19 protein-coding genes are annotated in these 17600 nt (G+C 40.6%); 13 read left to right on the top strand and 6 right to left on the bottom strand.

The window, feature by feature from the left end; translation table 11 throughout:
- Window positions 1–10: 10 nt before the first annotated feature.
- The 5 genes from cysW to FTT72_RS00580 form a co-directional block, all read right to left on the bottom strand.
- A complete protein-coding gene (cysW, locus tag FTT72_RS00600; RefSeq protein WP_078192018.1) occupies window positions 11–898 on the bottom strand; it encodes a sulfate ABC transporter permease subunit CysW in 888 nt (295 codons plus the stop codon).
- Window positions 895–1728: a sulfate ABC transporter permease subunit CysT gene (cysT, locus tag FTT72_RS00595; RefSeq protein WP_180003266.1), complete on the bottom strand. Its 834-nt coding sequence runs from the start codon at window positions 1726–1728 to the stop codon at window positions 895–897. The genes cysW and cysT overlap by 4 nt, the downstream gene beginning before the upstream one ends.
- A gap of 85 nt (window positions 1729–1813) precedes the next feature.
- Complete coding sequence (locus tag FTT72_RS00590) at window positions 1814–2419, bottom strand: alpha/beta hydrolase (protein ID WP_180003264.1); 606 nt, start codon at window positions 2417–2419, stop codon at window positions 1814–1816.
- Between the two features lie 33 nt (window positions 2420–2452).
- Window positions 2453–3466, bottom strand: coding sequence for a sulfate ABC transporter substrate-binding protein (locus FTT72_RS00585; protein ID WP_180177690.1), 1014 nt, complete (start codon window positions 3464–3466; stop codon window positions 2453–2455).
- A gap of 176 nt (window positions 3467–3642) precedes the next feature.
- On the bottom strand, window positions 3643–4650 hold the full coding sequence (locus FTT72_RS00580; RefSeq protein ID WP_078190339.1) for a sulfate ABC transporter substrate-binding protein: 1008 nt from the start codon (window positions 4648–4650) through the stop codon (window positions 3643–3645).
- A gap of 162 nt (window positions 4651–4812) precedes the next feature.
- Between FTT72_RS00580 and pabC the strand changes: the two genes are divergently transcribed.
- The 4 genes from pabC to FTT72_RS00560 all read left to right on the top strand — a co-directional run bounded on the left by pabC (window position 4813) and on the right by FTT72_RS00560 (window position 7780).
- Entirely contained in the window at window positions 4813–5622 is an 810-nt protein-coding gene (gene pabC, locus FTT72_RS00575) for an aminodeoxychorismate lyase (protein ID WP_180177689.1), read from the top strand.
- Between the two features lies 1 nt (window position 5623).
- Complete coding sequence (gene mltG, locus FTT72_RS00570; RefSeq protein WP_180146562.1) at window positions 5624–6676, top strand: endolytic transglycosylase MltG; 1053 nt, start codon at window positions 5624–5626, stop codon at window positions 6674–6676.
- Window positions 6677–6685: 9 nt separating this feature from the next.
- On the top strand, window positions 6686–7291 hold the full coding sequence (gene tmk, locus FTT72_RS00565; protein WP_180003256.1) for a dTMP kinase: 606 nt from the start codon (window positions 6686–6688) through the stop codon (window positions 7289–7291).
- Between the two features lie 69 nt (window positions 7292–7360).
- A complete protein-coding gene (locus tag FTT72_RS00560; RefSeq protein ID WP_180003387.1) occupies window positions 7361–7780 on the top strand; it encodes a PaaI family thioesterase in 420 nt (139 codons plus the stop codon).
- Window positions 7781–7860: 80 nt separating this feature from the next.
- Here FTT72_RS00560 and nadB read toward each other — a convergent pair whose 3' ends face one another.
- Window positions 7861–9507, bottom strand: coding sequence for an L-aspartate oxidase (gene nadB / locus FTT72_RS00555; protein WP_180026880.1), 1647 nt, complete (start codon window positions 9505–9507; stop codon window positions 7861–7863).
- 228 nt (window positions 9508–9735) lie between these two features.
- Between nadB and FTT72_RS00550 the strand changes: the two genes are divergently transcribed.
- The 9 genes from FTT72_RS00550 to recO all read left to right on the top strand — a co-directional run bounded on the left by FTT72_RS00550 (window position 9736) and on the right by recO (window position 17598).
- The gene (locus FTT72_RS00550) at window positions 9736–11118 is read left to right on the top strand and encodes a Do family serine endopeptidase (protein WP_168378034.1); all 1383 of its coding nucleotides are present in this window, start codon (window positions 9736–9738) and stop codon (window positions 11116–11118) included.
- A 119-nt stretch (window positions 11119–11237) separates the two neighbouring features.
- Window positions 11238–11687 carry a thioesterase family protein gene (locus FTT72_RS00545; protein ID WP_180003252.1) on the top strand — a complete coding sequence of 150 codons (450 nt, stop codon included), beginning with the start codon at window positions 11238–11240 and terminating at the stop codon, window positions 11685–11687.
- A 195-nt stretch (window positions 11688–11882) separates the two neighbouring features.
- Window positions 11883–13700 carry a translation elongation factor 4 gene (gene lepA / locus FTT72_RS00540; RefSeq protein WP_078192005.1) on the top strand — a complete coding sequence of 606 codons (1818 nt, stop codon included), beginning with the start codon at window positions 11883–11885 and terminating at the stop codon, window positions 13698–13700.
- Between the two features lie 21 nt (window positions 13701–13721).
- Window positions 13722–14549 carry a signal peptidase I gene (lepB, locus tag FTT72_RS00535; RefSeq protein ID WP_180109508.1) on the top strand — a complete coding sequence of 276 codons (828 nt, stop codon included), beginning with the start codon at window positions 13722–13724 and terminating at the stop codon, window positions 14547–14549.
- Window positions 14550–14569: 20 nt separating this feature from the next.
- Window positions 14570–14941, top strand: a complete 372-nt coding sequence (locus FTT72_RS00530; protein WP_180007637.1) for a DUF4845 domain-containing protein — start codon at window positions 14570–14572, stop codon at window positions 14939–14941.
- Window positions 14913–15611, top strand: coding sequence for a ribonuclease III (gene rnc / locus FTT72_RS00525; protein WP_111883979.1), 699 nt, complete (start codon window positions 14913–14915; stop codon window positions 15609–15611). Before FTT72_RS00530 ends, rnc begins: the two co-directional genes overlap by 29 nt.
- Window positions 15611–16639 (top strand): GTPase Era, encoded by a 1029-nt coding sequence (gene era, locus FTT72_RS00520; protein WP_067765139.1) that lies wholly within the window; start codon window positions 15611–15613, stop codon window positions 16637–16639. The genes rnc and era overlap by 1 nt, the downstream gene beginning before the upstream one ends.
- A 33-nt stretch (window positions 16640–16672) precedes the next feature.
- The gene (locus FTT72_RS00515; protein WP_180063409.1) at window positions 16673–16873 is read left to right on the top strand and encodes an NF038104 family lipoprotein; all 201 of its coding nucleotides are present in this window, start codon (window positions 16673–16675) and stop codon (window positions 16871–16873) included.
- Window positions 16874–16881: 8 nt separating this feature from the next.
- The gene (recO, locus tag FTT72_RS00510) at window positions 16882–17598 is read left to right on the top strand and encodes a DNA repair protein RecO (RefSeq protein WP_180063440.1); all 717 of its coding nucleotides are present in this window, start codon (window positions 16882–16884) and stop codon (window positions 17596–17598) included.
- Window positions 17599–17600: the final 2 nt, after the last annotated feature.

Here is a 17600-nt window from a genome sequence, read left to right as displayed (position 1 = left end):
AGGTCATTCCTTAAGAAACTTGTGAATCTTCTTTACGCTTGTCTTGTCGTTCCTGACGTAGTTCAACCCATGTTTTTAAAATCAGGGTCACAATCGCCAAGAGCGCTAATAGTGAAGACACAGCAAAAGCAGCACTAAAGGTATATTCGTTATAAAGGATTTCTACGTGTAGCGGTAAGGTGTTGGTTTCGCCACGAATGTGACCTGAAACCACAGAAACAGCACCAAACTCACCCATTGCACGTGCATTACAGAGAATCACGCCGTAGATTAAGCCCCATTTAATATTTGGAAGTGTCACTTTCCAGAAGGTCTGCCAGCCTGAAGCACCCAATACGATAGCTGCTTCTTCTTCCTCAGTCCCTTGAGCTTCCATTAATGGAATCAACTCACGTGCCACAAAAGGAACGGTAATAAACACAGTGGCAAGGACGATGGCTGGAACGGCATACAAAATTTTGATGTCGTTATCCATCAGCCAGCCGCCTAACCAACCTTGAGTACCAAAAATCAGTACCAACATTAAGCCTGCAATGACTGGAGAGACTGAAAATGGCATATCAATAATCGTAGTTAAAATAGATTTACCACGGAAATTAAACTTGGCAACAGACCATGCCGCTGCTACACCAAAGACCACGTTTAACGGTACGGCAATCACAGCTGTTAATAATGTCAGTTTCACTGCAGATAATGTGTCTGGATGAACAAGTGCTTGGAAGTAAACGCCAACACCTTGTTTAAAGGCCTCAACGAAGACCAAAACCAATGGCAGAATCAGGCAGCTTAAGAAGAAAATTAAAGCAATGATGATCAGGGTATAACGAACCCATGTTGGTTCACGCGTTGCATCACGCGACTGTAATTTTTCCGCAAGCGCATTACTATTCGTATTCATCGTGCAGTTCTCCCTGTACGGCGACTTGCCCATGCTTGAACCAAGTTAATTAAGAATAAAATAGCAAAAGAAATCACCAGCATCACAACTGCAATCGTGGTCGCACCTGCATAATCATATTCTTCAAGGCGAGAGATAATCATCAATGGGGCAATTTCAGTCTTGAAGGGTTGGTTACCTGCGATAAAAATCACCGATCCATATTCACCCACACCACGAGCAAATGCCAAAGCAAAACCTGTTAACAGCGCAGGAAATAGAATAGGTAAGATCACTTTGGTCACGATCTGAAAGCGATTTGCACCCAGTGCAGAAGCTGCTTCTTCAAGTTCAGTTTCTAGGTCGCTCAGTACAGGCTGTACAGTGCGAACCACAAAAGGAATACCAATAAAGATGAGGGCCAAGGTAATACCGATCGGGGTATATGCGACTTTAATGCCAATGGGTTCAAGGTACTGACCGATCCAACCAGTCGGTGCATATAACGAAGTCAGTGCAATACCAGCAACGGCAGTTGGCAATGCAAAAGGTAAATCAACCAATGCATCGATAATACGTTTACCCGGGAAGGTATAGCGAACCAAACACCATGCTAAGAGCAAACCAAAAACCACATTGACTAACGCAGCAATAATGGCGGCACTAAAACTCAGTTGTAACGATTTTAAAATACGTTCTGAGCTTAAAATCTCCCATAGTCCTTCCCAACCGATACCTAACGATTTAATAAATACGGCCGAAAGGGGAATGAGCACAATTAAGGATAAATACGCTAGGGTAAAGCCTAGAGAAAGACCAAATCCTGGCAGCACTCGGGATCGCTGCGACATGATGACTCCTCAAAATGAGAAAAGCTGACTTAAAAGGTCAGCAAAATTGAATAAATGATTTTGCGACAAGCTTAATGCTCAGTACTTAAAAAGCAAATTGAAATAAATACTTGTTTTCATCAGTAAAGCTGATATGTTTCATGTGGTTTTCTGAAATTAAGTAATTGAAAATTTCAGGAAACGGCCCAAAACCTGATGCAACATTAATGTGACCCACAGCGCCCATATTCACAGGGTAAAGCTTCCAAGCACCTGCAAGTTGTTTTGCATCTTCAAAGCCAAGCCAAGGATCATTTTCACTAATCAACATCGTTGTCGGCACACGAATAGTTAGCTGATGAAAAAATGCTTTGTAATCCGTTGTACTGTCGCGTGCAAAGCCGTTTTCTCCAAAGCGTGCTGGATTGGCGGGTGCGACCAAAACTAAATTTTTGATTTTTTTATTGAGTTCTGGATGCAAGGCCAATGCTGCCACCGTGGTTAAACAACCAAAGCTATGCGCCACAATTTGAATTTCACCCTGTAACGGTCGTACGGTTTGAACGAATTGTTTAATCCATTCTTTTAGTACAGGGTGATTCCAATCCTTTTGCTGAACACGAGAGCTAGACATGAGCTGACGTTGTAACCAAGATTGCCAATGTGCGTGTTCACTACCGCCTACACCCGGGACAATTACTGTATGTGTCATGTCAAGTTCTCCTGATTCAGCCAATGACTGGTCTTATTTTCCATTGTTGGCTTTGACGATTTGGTCAAACACGCCGCCATTTTCAAAGTGTGCTTTTTGGACTTTATCCCAACCACCAAATTCTTTATCAATGGTTACGAGTTTAAGTGGCTTAAAGACTGATGCGTATTGTGCAAGCGTTGTAGCGTTACGTGGACGGTAAAAGTTCTGAGCTGCGATTTGCTGACCACGTGGTGAATAAAGGAAGTTTAAATAACCTTTGGCTAAATAAAGATTACCTTTTTTCTCTGCGTTTTTTTCTAAAACAGCAACAGGGGGCTCAGCTAAAATTGAAAGTGAAGGGGTCACAATTTCAAATTTACCCGGTTGTTCACGAATCGCTAAATGTGCTTCATTTTCCCAAGCCAGTAATACATCACCAATGCCACGTTCAGCAAAGGTCGTAGTCGAACCACGTGCGCCTGAATCGAGTACTTTGGTGTTTTTATAAATCTTACGGACAAATTCTTGAGCCGTTGTATCATTACCACCCGTTTGATGTTTTGCCCAAGCCCATGCAGCTAGATAGTTCCAACGCGCACCGCCTGAAGTTTTCGGGTTTGGGGTAATAATACCTACGCCTGGTTTAACCAGATCGCCCCAATCTTTAACTGCTTTTGGGTTGCCTTTACGGACTAAGAACACAATGGTTGAAGTATATGGTGTTGAGTTTTGTGGAAGTTTCTTTTGCCAATCTGCAGGTAAAAGTTTGGCTTTTTCTGCAATCACATCAATATCCGCTGCAAGTGCTAAAGTCACTACATCGGCATCTAAGCCATCAATGACTGCACGCGCTTGTTTGCCTGAACCACCATGAGATTGTTTAAAATTAATTTTTTGACCTGTACGGCTTTCCCAATATTTGCTGAAGTCTTTATTCACACTTTCATAGAGTTCACGCGTTGGGTCGTAAGATACGTTTAAAAAGTCTTTTGCAGCTGCGCCAAAAGAAACTGTCGAGATGACGGCAGCAAGAACACCCAATTTAAATTTTGCGGAAATACTCATGTGAACCTCAATAATTTTTACTTTGTCTGTAACATGGGTGAAGAATAGCGCCAATCTTTATGCATAAAAAATAATTAAAAACGAATTTTATATGAATAAAAAAGATAACAGGTGTGTATACGAAAAAAAAGCATCGACCTTATGCGAAAGGAAGATGCTTTCCTGTATCTAAAGCATTATTTGGAATTATTGGTCTTCACGATTTGGTCAAAGACGCCACCATTTTCAAAATGTTTTTTCTGTACTTTGCTCCAGCCGCCAAACTCTTTATCTATAGTCACTAATTTTAAAGGTTTAAAGACGGATTTATATTTTGCCAATACCGCAGCATTGCGTGGACGATAATAGTTCTGTGCTGCAATGGTTTGACCTGCAGGTGAGTACAGATAATTTAAATACGCTTTGGCTAAATTTTCATTGCCATCTTTCTTGGCATTTTTTTCTACAATCGCAACAGGCGGCTCGGCCAAGATAGAAAGTGAAGGGGTCACAATCTCAAACTTACCCGGCTGTTCACGAACTGCCAAATGTGCTTCATTTTCCCAAGCCAATAACACGTCACCAATACCACGTTCAGCGAATGTAGTTGTTGCACCACGTGCGCCTGAGTCGAGGACTTTGGTTTGCTTATAGATTTGGCGGACAAATTCTTGGGCTTTTGTATCATTACCACCTGCTTGATGTTTGGCCCAAGCCCACGCTGCTAAATAGTTCCAACGCGCACCGCCCGATGTTTTTGGGTTCGGGGTAATAATGTCGACACCCGGTTTAATTAAATCGCCCCAGTCTTTAATGCCTTTCGGGTTGCCTTTATGCACTAAGAACACAATGGTCGATGTATATGGCGTTGAGTTTTGTGGGAATTTCTTTTGCCAGTCTTTTGCAACTAAACCACGTGCAGCTATTTCATCAATATCTGCAGCCAAAGCCAAAGTGACGACATCTGCATCTAGACCATCAATAACTGCACGAGCCTGTTTACCTGATCCACCATGAGATTGTTTAAAGTTAATGTCTTGGCCTGTGGTTTTTTTCCAGTAAACACTAAAGTCTTTATTGAAGTTGTCATACAATTCACGGGTTGGATCATATGACACATTTAAGAAATCTTTGGCAGATGCACTAAATGCTGTGGCAGAAATGAATGCAGCCAAAACCCCAAGTTTTAATTTAGATAGATTCATGTTGTCCTCAATTTTTATACATGTTTTGTTGGATGAGGCAAGAATATCTGTAGTTTTTATGCAGAAAAAAATAATTAAAAAAGAATTTAATATGAACAAAAAAGAAATATATGCTGAGCAATTATTTTTTAAAATAAAGTGATGTAATTGGGATGACGACGTATGCAGTGTTTTAAAAATGCGCAGCAAATAGAACAAGTTAATTTACTGGATCGCGCCTTTCACTATGGCGATGGCTGTTTTAGCACGGCACGTATTCGCCAAGGACAAATAGAACTTTTAGCTTTACATATTACACGATTAAAACTGAGCAATGAGCGATTAAAGCTAAATGCAGATTTAAACCTTATTGAAGACACTTTAAAATTGTTACGTAAACAAAATGTCGTCAATGGCACTTTAAAAATTGTGTTGAGTCGTGGTATCGGTCAGCGTGGTTATAGTTTACCTGAGCATCCAGCAGATGTTTGGGTGTTTTATTACCCTAAAACCGTTGCAGATTTTAAGTATGAAACTGTCAAAAGTGGTGTATTACATCAAGCCATTGGGTTAACCATGCCAAGTTTGGTGGGCTTGAAGTCCTTAAATCGATTAGAACAAGTCATGCTCAAAGCAGAGTTGGATCAAACTCAATGGGGCGAAGCTTTGGTGACGGATGTACAAGGTACAGTTGTTGAAGGTGTGAGCAGTAATTGTTTTATTCGCACAAATGAAGGATGGATTACGCCCGAACTTCGTTATAATGGCGTGCATGGTGTCATGCGTGCAGAAATTTTAAAACGGATGCAGCAGCATCAGATTCCATGTACTCAACGTCACGTCAATATGGATGAAATTCCGCATTTTCAGAGTGTTTTTTTCTGCAATGCTTTAAGTCCCATGAAAATTGCATCAACTCTGAATGGAGTTGAGTTAGATGTTCAAGCTTGTATTGAACTTTTCCGAACACTTCAATTAAGTCAGATTCGTTAATATGTCCACCGCGTCTAAAAAAACAAATAAGAAAAAATCTGCCAAAGCAGGTTTTCCATTTAAAGCATGTTTGGTTGTGCTACTTGGTATCGTTGTACTTGCGGCGATCTTACTGTGGTCGAGTTTATTTAAAGCCTATCCTGTGGAAGGCAAAAAGCAAATGTTGGCGATTGGTGCAGGGGATACCTATTCAGGATTTATTGACCGACTGGCCAAAGAGAAACAAGTTCATTTTCCTATTATTTTGAAGTTGTACCAAAAATTCATGATCAATGACACCTTGAAAGCGGGTGTATATGAAATCCATGAAGGCATGAGCGTACGTGAAGTCATGAAACTGATTTCTAACTCTGAAAATGCGCAAATGAATCGAATTTTAGTGATCGAAGGGACGACATTTAAGCAACTCATTGATGCTTTAAAAAATGACCCATTGGTAACGCATGACATTAGCAATCTGCCTTATTCAAAGATTTTGCAGGAACTAGGTATTCCTTATTCACACCCAGAAGGTTTATTTGCTCCGAATACTTATTTCTTTGCAAAAGGCGAGTCTGATCGCAAAATTTTGAAGGATTTGTATAACCGACAAATCAAAGCATTAGATCAGGCTTGGAATAATCGAGCTCAAAATTTACCGTATAAAGATAAATATGAAGCCTTGATTATGGCGTCGATTATTGAAAAAGAAACCAGTCTTGATCGTGAGTTAGAGCAAGTATCAGGGGTGTTTGTCCGTCGTTTGCAACAAGGCATGCGTTTACAAACGGACCCTACGGTTATTTATGGCATGGGCGATAAATATCAAGGCAATATTACTCGCCAAGACCTACGTACACCTACAGCATATAATACTTATACGATCAACGGCTTACCGCCTACACCGATTGCTTTGCCAAGTCAAAAAGCTATTGAAGCCGCGATGCATCCAGATGCGTCAAATAACATTTATTTCGTGGCAACAGGTAACGGTGGTCATAAATTTAGCAGTAATTTGTCAGACCATAACCGAGCGGTACAAGAGTATTTATCGGTAATTCGTGCGAAAAATTGAGGAGTGAGCATGTTTATTAGTTTTGAAGGCACGGAAGGTGTGGGTAAAACCACATTGATTCGTAAACTACATGAGCATTTCCAACACTTAGCGAAAGATGTGGTATTAACCCGTGAGCCGGGTGGTACTCCCATGGCAGAGCAAATTCGCTCATTGTTGCTTTCAGTGAACCACGAAGAAACTATGAGTAATGATACTGAGTTATTGCTGATGTATGCGGCACGTGCGCAGCATTTAGAAGCCGTGATTCTGCCGGCGTTGGCTGCAGATAAAATCGTTTTATGTGACCGTTTTACAGATTCGAGTTTTGCATATCAGTGTGCAGGTCGTGGTTTGGACCGAGAAAAACTGAAAGTTTTAAATGACGGTTTTGTGGCGCGTATGCCAGATATTACCTTTTGGTTGGATGCTCCAATTGAAACGGGGATGTTACGTGCACGTGAACGTGGTGCTTTAGATCGTTTTGAGCAAGAGAAAGCAACGTTCTTTGAAAAAGTGCGTTCAGGTTTTGCTGAAATTCACGAAAATGAACCTGCACGCATGAAGCGCCTCGATGCGACGCAAACACCTGAAGAGGTTTTTCAACAGGCATTATTGCATTTGCAACAGATTTAAAATGCCATAGTAATCTTTGGGTATTTGATTTAAAAATCATTCATAGCATAAGTTATGGATGATTTTTTTATGCATGCTACAAAACAGGAGATTATCAATTTCCTTAAGACTGAATTTGCGCCAAGCTTAAAGCATTGCACTATTGTAGAAGTTGGAGAAAAGGCTGCCACTTTAATTTGGCATGTGACTGAAAAAGATTTGCGGCCTGGCAATACTGTTTCAGGCCCGACTATGATGACTTTGGCGGACTTTGCGCTATATGTGGCTATATTGGGGGAGATCGGGATTGTAGGACTGGCGGTCACGACCAATATGAATATTAATTTTTTAAGAAAACCCGAAGCCAATCAAGATTTAATAGGCGAGTGTCGATTGCTGAAAGTGGGCAAAAGTATAATTTATGGTGAGGTGTTGGTGTATTCAGCAGGTGTGGATGAGCCTGTTGCACATATAACAGGGAGTTATTCTATTCCACCAAAACGAATATAAAGGCTCAATTGCATTTGCTGATTCAAATAAAAAGCCGAATTTATATTCGGCTTTTTATGGTTTTTAGACATTTTAGATGTTTAAGAAACCAGTTCTGTATTCACCAATGGACATTCCACTTGGAAATCGGGTGGACTTAACACAGTTTTACGTAGTTCGTCTGCTTGTTCAGGATAGTCTAAAGTGAAATGCAGACCACGAGACTCTTTACGTTCCATTGCACAGCGCACAATCATTTCTGATACCAATACTAAGTTACGGAGTTCAATCAGATTTTTACTGACTTGATAATCTTGATAATACTCGGTGATTTCACGCTTAAGCATTTCAATACGATGGAGCGCTCGTTGAAGCCGCTTGGTCGTTCTGACAATGCCCACGTAGTTCCACATGGTTTGGCGAAGCTCGTCCCAATTTTGCAAAATCACTACATCTTCATCAGGGTTAGTCACTTGCGAGTCATCCCATTCTGGGACATGAGGCGCCTGATAAGTCCCTTGATGTTGTGCTGTGATATGTGTTGAAGCACTCATACCATAGACGAAACATTCAAGTAAGGAGTTACTTGCCATACGGTTTGCACCATGTAGGCCGGTATAAGAGGTTTCTCCAATGGCATATAGGCCTGGAATATCGGTCTGACTGTTTTCATCAACCACAACGCCACCACAGGTGTAGTGTGCTGCCGGAACCACCGGAATCATTTCTTTGGTAATATCAATACCGAGTTCCATTAAGCGTTCATACAATGTTGGGAAATGTTCTTTGACAAATTCTGCAGGTTTATGGGTGATATCAAGCCAAACATGACGGATTCCTAGACGTTTGATTTCATAATCAATAGCGCGCGCTACGATATCGCGTGGTGCTAATTCGGCACGCTCATCAAAGCGCAGCATAAAGCGTTCACCATCTGGAAGACGTAAATAGGCACCTTCGCCACGCATCGCTTCGGTAATTAAGAAAGAGCGAGCTTGAGGATGATATAAACAGGTTGGATGGAATTGGTTAAACTCCATATTGGCAACACGGCAGCCTGCACGATACGCCATGGCAATACCATCACCCGTCGCAATGTCGGGATTTGATGTATATAAATATGCCTTCATGGCACCACCACAGGCAAGGGCAGTGAACGGTGCTAAAAAGGTATGTACTTTTTCGGTTTTTTCATCTAAAGCATATAGACCGAGAGCACGGTTTTCAGCTTCAGGATTTAATTTTTGTGCGGTGATTAAATCGATTGCAATAAAATTTTCAAAAATATGAATATTGGCTTTTTCTTGCGCACGTTCAACCAATGTTGTGGAAATAGCACGACCTGTGGCATCTGCTGCATGGATAATCCGCCGGTGAGAGTGACCACCTTCACGTGTCAGATGTAACTGTTCTTGGTCGTCTAAAGTAAATTGCACACCCTGATTCAGTAGAAAATCGACAGAAGATTTACCACCTTCAACGGTTTGTTTTACCGCTGCCATTTCACATAAATGCGCACCGGCAATCATGGTGTCATTGATATGTTGTTCAATAGAATCTGTTTTATCGAGGACGGCAGCAACACCACCTTGGGCATAATATGTACTGGCATCCGTCAGCGTCGATTTAGCTAAAACAGCAATATTAAAATGATCTGGTAACGATAGGGCTAAACTTAGGCCTGCACCGCCACTTCCCACAATAATCACATCAAATTGATGTGTCGTGTTTAAATTAGACATGTCCATCAGCTAATTTTAAAAATGTCCGATCATCACAACTGTTTTTGCCTAAAAACGCAATGACTATAAATTAACTAAATAATGAAAAATATTCATAGATCTGTAATATTTAAGGAATGTTTAAGATTGTTTATCATAAATAATCATCAAACATTTTATTACGAAGCTTAGACTTGCATTGTGATAAAAACTAACGTATTTCAAATGATAAGCACAATTGAGTGAATGCTAACAATGAATAAATCGTATTTACAAAAGGGACTCTATGCAGCTGTGTTTACGGTTGCTAGCGTGCAGACTCAGGCAGCGGGTCCTGTTGATTTTTCCAATTTGGTTGAACAAGTCAGCCCAGCTGTCGTAAGCGTGAATGTGGTTAAAAAGCTTAGTCAAGAAGAGCTTTTGCAGCAACAAGTCCCAGAAATATTACGACGCTTTTTCGGTAATCAGGTCGTTATCCCGCAGCAAAAAATGCCGCAAGAAAAGACCGGTTATGGAAGCGCATTCTTTATTAGTAAAGATGGTTATCTATTAACTAATCACCATGTGGTAGAAGATGCATCGAAAGTCACCATCGTATTGAATGACCGCCGTGAAATTGATGCCACCGTTGTGGGGAGTGATGAGCGGACTGATGTGGCTTTGCTAAAGGTGAAAGGTTCAAATTTTCCAGAGCTACGCACAGGTAATGTTGACCGTTTACGTGTAGGTGAGCCAGTGTTGGCTATTGGTTCACCATTTGGTTTTGACTATTCAGCTTCGGCAGGGATTGTCAGTGCGAAAATGCGCAATATGATGGGAGAAACCTCGGTTCCATTTATTCAAACCGATGTGGCATTGAACCCCGGAAACTCAGGCGGCCCTTTATTTAACCAGTCTGGTGAAGTGGTTGGGGTGAACTCTCGTATCTTTAGTGGTACGGGTGGTTATATGGGTTTATCGTTCTCGATTCCTATTGATGTGGCGATGGATGTTGCAGACCAATTAAAGAAAAACGGCAAGGTGACACGTGCTTACTTAGGCGTTATGCTGCAAGATATCGATCGGAATCTTGCTGAATCCTATAACCTTTCAAAACCTGAGGGCTCATTGATTACTCAAGTTGCACCGAATTCACCCGCAGCAAAAGCTGGCTTTAAAGCGGGTGATGTCATTTTGAAATTTAATGGTACACCGATTTCACGTACTGGCGAACTACTGAATTATCTCAATCGTACAGGTCCTAATCAAAGTATTCAGCTTGAAGTATTACGTGATGATAAACGCCAAAACATTTCAGCAACCTTGATCACTGCACCAGATGATACGCCTGCAAAAGCTGAAATTGCACCTGTGAAAAAAGGCCCGGTGATTGGGGTGTCAATTCGTAATTTAACTGCAGATGAATTAAAGCAACTGAGTGTGAAAGGTGGTGTATTAATTCAAGATGTACGAGCTAGTGGTATTGCTGCACAAGCGCGAATTCAGCCGGGTGACGTTGTGACTCAAGTTAATAATAAAGCTGTGAATAATGCAGAAGATTTTGTGAAAGTTATTTCAGAATTGAAAAATGGCAGCATTGCACGTGTTTCTTTGATTCGTCAGGGGCAACGTGCGATTGTGGGCATGCGCATTCAATAATGATTTGCTGAATGAAAACCACTCCAAGCGAGTGGTTTTTTAACTTTAGCGTTTTTGCAATTCACCCTTAGATAAAAATGGGTAGACTGTGGGCCACAATTTAAAATTTGCAGGACGCTATGAGCGATATCTTTGATTTAAAAATTACAGTTCAAGCTGAACATATCGACACATTAAATCATGTGAATAACGTGGTGTACGTCAGTTGGATGCAAGATGTCGCGACAGCACATATTGAAGCTTTGGGTTTAGGCTTAAAAGAATATATTGAATTGAAGCATGCCATGGTCGCTGTTGAGCATCATGTGCAATATCGTAAAGCAGCGCTCGAAGGTGAGGAGATTATTTTACGAACTTGGCTAAATGATATCAATGCATTGTATTCGTTTCGGCAGTATGTATTTTATCGCCCTAAAGACAAAGCGATATTATTTACAGGCAATACACAGTGGGCATGCATTGAAATTGCTACAGGCCGTCCAAAGCGCATGTCGCCAACATTTACCCAAGCTTATCAACCCATCGCAGATAGCATAAATCCGCTTGATTTTAGTGCTTATGATTTCTGATTTTTAATTGAAACCTCATATTAAAGCGAAGACTAGTTAAGTTCTACACGCAGGATAAGTGCTTAGCATAAAAGCAATGCATTATTTTCGATACTTTGAAAAATCCATCTGCTATAATCCTCGGCAATTTCTATTCGGCTTTTGCTATGCATAAAGAATTGCATGCATAGCGCTTTTATTTTTCCAAGGTAGCCCATGGCGCAAGCTAAAAAATCTGTTGATATAAAAAACATTCGTAACTTCTCGATCATTGCGCATATCGACCATGGTAAGTCGACGCTTGCCGACCGATTTATTCAAACTTGTGGTGGCCTGCAAGATCGTGAAATGCAGGCACAGGTTCTAGATTCTATGGAATTAGAACGTGAGCGTGGTATTACGATTAAAGCTACGTCTGTGACTTTGTATTACACTCATCCTAACGGTGAAGAATACCAGCTTAACTTTATTGACACACCTGGGCACGTTGACTTTTCTTATGAAGTTTCACGTTCACTTGCTGCATGTGAAGGCGCATTATTGGTGGTCGATGCTGCACAAGGTGTAGAAGCCCAGTCTGTTGCTAACTGCTATACAGCAATTGAACAAGGCTTAGAAGTCCTACCTGTTTTAAATAAAATCGATTTGCCGCAAGCAGAGCCAGAGCGTGTTATTCAAGAAATTGAAGACATTATTGGTATCGAAGCGACTGAAGCACCTACATGTTCAGCTAAAACCGGTCTAGGCATTGAAGGGGTGCTTGAAACACTAGTCAATGTCATTCCTGCACCCGAAGGCGATCGTAATGCACCATTACAAGCCTTAATTGTTGACTCTTGGTTCGACAACTATTTGGGTGTGGTTTCTTTAGTTCGTATTAAAGAAGGTCGTGTGCGTAAAGGCGATAAAATGTTGATGAAATCAACTGGTCAAACGCACATCATCACCTCAGTAGGTATTTTTAATCCTAAACATACAGAAACTGACATGCTCGAAGCAGGTGAAGTTGGTTTCGTGATCGCGGGTATTAAAGATATTTTTGGTGCTCCAGTTGGTGATACGATTACCTTGGCAACTACACCAGAAGTTCAAAGCTTACCGGGTTTCAAAAAAGTGAAACCACAGGTCTATGCAGGTTTATTCCCAATCGATTCAAGTGAATTTGAACCGTTCCGTGAGGCGCTGCACAAACTGCAAATTAATGACTCAGCGTTGTTCTTTGAACCTGAAAGTTCAGATGCACTTGGTTTTGGCTTCCGTTGTGGCTTCTTGGGTATGCTGCACATGGAAATTGTACAAGAACGTTTAGAACGTGAGTATGATCTGGACCTGATTTCTTCAGCACCAACCGTAATTTATGAAGCGGTGATGAAAAATGGTCAAACCATTTATATCGACAGTCCTTCTAAAATGCCTGATGGTTCAACAGTTGAAGACTTACGTGAGCCAATTGCCGAATGTCACATTTTAGTACCGCAAGAATACTTGGGTAATGTGATGACTTTATGTGTTGAACGTCGCGGCGTTCAAAAGAATATGAAGTTTATGGCGAACCAAGTGGCCATTACGTTTGAAATTCCAATGGCTGAAGTAGTGATGGATTTCTTTGATAAATTGAAATCATGTTCACGCGGTTTTGCATCGTTAGACTATAACTTTGTGCGTTTTGAGTCTTCATCCCTAGTTAAGGTGGATGTGTTAATCAACGGTGAAAAGGTTGATGCCTTGGCCATGATTTGTCACCGCCAAGATGCTCGTCACCGTGGTATTGCTTTAGTTGAAAAAATGAAAGACTTGATTCCACGTCAAATGTTTGATGTGGCTATTCAAGCAGCAATTGGCGCGCAAATCATTGCACGTTCAACTGTAAAAGCGATGCGTAAAAACGTTTTGGCTAAATGTTATGGTGGTGACGTGTCGCGTAAGAAGAAACTTCTTGCGAAACAAAAAGAAGGTAAGAAACGTATGAAACAAGTGGGCAGCGTCGAAATCCCACAAGAAGCGTTCCTTGCGGTATTGAAAGTAGAAAGATAATAAATAGAGGTTTATGAGCTCATGGATTTTGACTTTAATTTGATCCTTGTTCCTGCCACAGTCATTTTTTTCTTAATTTGGCTGTTGGATAAGTTTGTCTGGAAACAACGACAGACCAAAGGTAAAGGGAATGAAAATGTCGTTATCGCATGGGCTTATGACTTTTGGCCGATTCTAGCGATAGTTTTGGTAATGCGTTCATTCTTATATGAGCCATTTAATATTCCATCAGACTCTATGGTTCCAACTTTAGAGACAGGTGATTTTATTGTGGTGAATAAATATCAGTATGGCGTACGATTACCTATTATTAATAAAAAAATTATTGATGTTGGTGAGCCTGAACGTGGAGATGTCATTGTATTCCGTTATCCACCACAACCAACCATTAGCTATATTAAACGTGTGGTTGGTTTACCAGGGGATCATATTATTTATGATCATGGTCAACTGAGTGTGAATGGTCAGAAAGTGGCAAAAGTTCCTGTGGAATTTAGCCGTGAAAAAGATCAACTCGACACACCTACATCGATTTATCATAAAGAAACCATGGGTAAGCATACGTTTACCATGCGTGAGCTTGAAGGTGTCAATGTTGCGCGCCAAGCGCCATTTATCAACTATGTTGAAAATGGTAAATATTCAACAGAAAATGGTTTATATTGGGAAGTTAAGGTTCCTAAAGGTCACTATTTCGCGATGGGGGATAATCGTGATCAAAGTGCGGACAGTCGTTTTTGGGGCTTTGTGCCTGAAGAAAACCTCACTGGACGTGCTTTTTACAAGTGGATGCATAAGGAACCTGGTTTAAAACTGCCTTCATTTAGTCGTAATGGCAGTATTGATTAGTCTTACATCAGGAAAATAAAATGAGACATCAACGGGGAACGTCTTATATTGCAATTTTAATTGCTATTATTGGTTTTGCTTTTTTAGCTAAAGCATTAATTGCGGTTTGGGGACCGTATGTTGACGACCGTCTCGTCAACAATGAAATTGAAGATTTGATGAAGAGCAGTCCTAAAAATATTGCTCCTAGTAAGTTTGAGTCACAAATGTCACAACGCTTAGATATGAATGGTGTGCGTGATTTAAACTTTAAAGATATTGCTCAAGTCACTAATGTAGACGGTCTACAAGTGAAAACAGATTATGAAATAAGAAAGCCTTTCTTATTGAATATTGATATTGTGTTGAAGTTCGAGAAAAGTTTTGATCAAAGCTCAGTCCAAGCTAAATGAAGCTCGTTTAGCAAGTCGTATCGGTTATCAGTTTAAACAACCTGAATTGTTACAACTGGCCTTGACCCACCGATCGGTGAGCCATAAATACAATTATGAACGCCTAGAATATCTGGGCGATTCATTATTGGGTATGATAATTGCCAATTATCTATACCATGCCTACCCGCATGAAAATGAAGGGCGTCTAACGCGTATGCGTGCGACACTGGTTCGTCAGGAAGCGTTAGGTAAAATTGCCAATGACTTAAAACTCAGTCAAGAATTAATCTTGAGTACAGGTGAGTTGAAATCTGGCGGTCATCATCGCGAGTCTATACTGGCGGATACTGTTGAATCGATCATTGGAGCAATCTATGTCGATTGTCAGGATTTAAAAATTCTGGAACCGATTGTTCTTAAATGGTATGTGCCATATTTAGATCATATTGAACCGACCGATCAACTGAAAGACCCTAAATCACGTTTACAAGAGTATTTACAAGCACGTAAAAAACCTCTCCCGGTTTACGAGGTTGTAGATATTCAGGGTGATGCTCCAAACCAACATTTTAAAGTTGAATGTACGGTAGAAGGGCTACCTGTTAAATACGGTGAAGGTTCAAGCCGTCGCTTTGCTGAACAGGCAGTAGCGGCAGAAATCTTAGAAATTTTGGAGAAAAAGTCTTAATGACTACTCATTCCGATCACGTAGATGCTGATCACGAGTCGCAAGGCGACAGTAACGATTTAATTAGTCAGTTTTTTAGTGCACAAGGTACTGAAATTCCTGCCGATTTTAAAAGTGGTTTTGTGGCGATTGTCGGTCGTCCAAACGTGGGTAAATCAACGTTAATGAACCATATTTTGGGTCAAAAACTTTCAATTACGTCACGTAAACCACAAACGACGCGTCATAAAATTGTGGGTATTGACTCACGCGAAAAGTCTCAGGCAGTATTCGTGGATACGCCAGGGATGCACAAAAAAGAAGTCCGTGCCATCAATAAAATGATGAACCGTGCGGCACATTCTGCACTTCGTGATGTGAACTTAGTTTTGTTTGTGATTGATGCAGACAAATGGACACAGAATGATGATTTAGTATTAGAAAAACTAAAAAATGCTGATATGCCGGTTATTCTTGTGATCAATAAAATTGATACGTTAGAAAACAAAAACCATGCATTACCCTTGATACAAGAGCGTGCAAAATTGATGAATTTTGCAGAAATTGTTCCTGTGTCAGCGTTGCGTGGTGCAAATTTAGATCATTTGCGCAGTACGATTGAGAAATATCTGCCATTCCAACCACCATTGTATTCACTTGAGCAATTGACCGATCGTTCAGAGCGCTTCCTTGCGTCTGAAATTATCCGTGAAAAAATCATGCGTCAATTGGGTGAAGAGCTGCCTTATGATTTAACGGTTCAAATTGAGTCGTTTAAAACAGAAGAAGCAACGGTTAATCCAAAAACGGGTCGTCCTAAAGCGGCGTGTACCTATATTGATGCGACGATTTTTGTCGATCGTTCTGGCCAAAAAGCCATTGTGATTGGTGAAAAAGGTGCCAAACTGAAGAAAATCGGTATGGATGCACGTGTGGATATGGAAAAAATGTTCGAGCAAAAAATCATGCTGACACTTTGGGTGAAAGTCAAAGGTGGTTGGTCTGATGATGAGCGTGCATTGAAAAGCCTGGGTTATAGCGATATTTAATTGCTGGACATTTAAAACTTTGAGGGAAGAGTAATGATGAGAGTATTAGCTGTAGTGGCATGTGTTTTGTTTCTACAAGGGTGTATTCATAAAATCGTTACTGTTCCTGTCAAAGTGGCTTATAAAACCACAAAGGGCGTGGTCAAAGGCACTGCTGCAGTTGTGGGTGCAGTCATTCCAGATGGGGATGATGAAGAAGATGAAGACGAAAAGAAAAAGAAAGACAAGGATTAATATTTTAAATCATGCGTAATGAGATACTGCATGGTTATTTAATTCACCATCGTAAATATCGTGAAAAAAGTCATATCGTGCACCTGTTTACGCAGGAGCATGGCCGAGTTGACGGTATTCTCAGACAAACACCTCCGCCTCAGTATCAACCGATTTGCTTGCAAGCATCCGGCAAGTCTGAGCTTAAAAATTTCAGTAAACTTGAAATTGTGAATCAACCCATTTTCTTTTTTGGGGATGCTTTTTTTTCAGGTTTTTATTTAAATGAAGTTTTATTGAGGTTATGTCCTTTAGAGGTCGAGATGCCAGAGACATTTGCTCAATATGCGCATACCTTAGAACAACTCCAATGCATGTCTGCGCAGGACAATCCTGATCTTTTTTTGCGACAAATCCTTAGACAGTTTGAGCATGAGTTGCTTGAAGAATTGGGTTATGCGCTAGATTATTCAACTGATGCAAATCAACAGCAAATTCAGCTTCATGAAAATTATCAATTTCATTTAAATGAAGGTTTTCAACCTGTCATTAAAGCCTCACGCGCAACATTGTCAGGTCAACATATTTTAAGTATGTGTGATTATGAAAAAGGTGGGGAATTTAATTCTGAACAGTTACAATTACTGTCTAAGTTGTACCGACAAATGATTACTTCCTTGCTTGGCGATCGTCCATTAAAAAGTCGTCAATTGTGGATACAGAATTCTCAAACTCAACGTCATTAGGA

Source organism: Acinetobacter sp. YH01005, from assembly GCF_013420465.1.
Lineage (GTDB): Bacteria > Pseudomonadota > Gammaproteobacteria > Pseudomonadales > Moraxellaceae > Acinetobacter > Acinetobacter amyesii.
The sequence above is the reverse complement of the archived record's forward strand: the minus strand, read 5'-3'. Positions and strand labels throughout refer to the sequence as shown.

Bases quoted from the DNA above. Each gene is read 5' to 3' on its own strand.
- tmk (WP_180003256.1), top strand. From the start codon at position 6,686: ATGTTTATTAGTTTTGAAGGCACGGAAGGTGTGGGTAAAACCACATTG.
- FTT72_RS00585 (WP_180177690.1), bottom strand. From the start codon at position 3,466: ATGAGTATTTCCGCAAAATTTAAATTGGGTGTTCTTGCTGCCGTCATC.
- nadB (WP_180026880.1), bottom strand. From the start codon at position 9,507: ATGGACATGTCTAATTTAAACACGACACATCAATTTGATGTGATTATT.
- FTT72_RS00580 (WP_078190339.1), bottom strand. From the start codon at position 4,650: ATGAATCTATCTAAATTAAAACTTGGGGTTTTGGCTGCATTCATTTCT.
- lepB (WP_180109508.1), top strand. From the start codon at position 13,722: ATGGATTTTGACTTTAATTTGATCCTTGTTCCTGCCACAGTCATTTTT.
- lepA (WP_078192005.1), top strand. From the start codon at position 11,883: ATGGCGCAAGCTAAAAAATCTGTTGATATAAAAAACATTCGTAACTTC.
- FTT72_RS00560 (WP_180003387.1), top strand. From the start codon at position 7,361: ATGCATGCTACAAAACAGGAGATTATCAATTTCCTTAAGACTGAATTT.
- FTT72_RS00545 (WP_180003252.1), top strand. From the start codon at position 11,238: ATGAGCGATATCTTTGATTTAAAAATTACAGTTCAAGCTGAACATATC.
- cysT (WP_180003266.1), bottom strand. From the start codon at position 1,728: ATGTCGCAGCGATCCCGAGTGCTGCCAGGATTTGGTCTTTCTCTAGGC.
- pabC (WP_180177689.1), top strand. From the start codon at position 4,813: ATGCAGTGTTTTAAAAATGCGCAGCAAATAGAACAAGTTAATTTACTG.
- FTT72_RS00515 (WP_180063409.1), top strand. From the start codon at position 16,673: ATGATGAGAGTATTAGCTGTAGTGGCATGTGTTTTGTTTCTACAAGGG.
- mltG (WP_180146562.1), top strand. From the start codon at position 5,624: ATGTCCACCGCGTCTAAAAAAACAAATAAGAAAAAATCTGCCAAAGCA.
- FTT72_RS00590 (WP_180003264.1), bottom strand. From the start codon at position 2,419: ATGACACATACAGTAATTGTCCCGGGTGTAGGCGGTAGTGAACACGCA.
- FTT72_RS00550 (WP_168378034.1), top strand. From the start codon at position 9,736: ATGAATAAATCGTATTTACAAAAGGGACTCTATGCAGCTGTGTTTACG.
- cysW (WP_078192018.1), bottom strand. From the start codon at position 898: ATGAATACGAATAGTAATGCGCTTGCGGAAAAATTACAGTCGCGTGAT.
- FTT72_RS00530 (WP_180007637.1), top strand. From the start codon at position 14,570: ATGAGACATCAACGGGGAACGTCTTATATTGCAATTTTAATTGCTATT.
- era (WP_067765139.1), top strand. From the start codon at position 15,611: ATGACTACTCATTCCGATCACGTAGATGCTGATCACGAGTCGCAAGGC.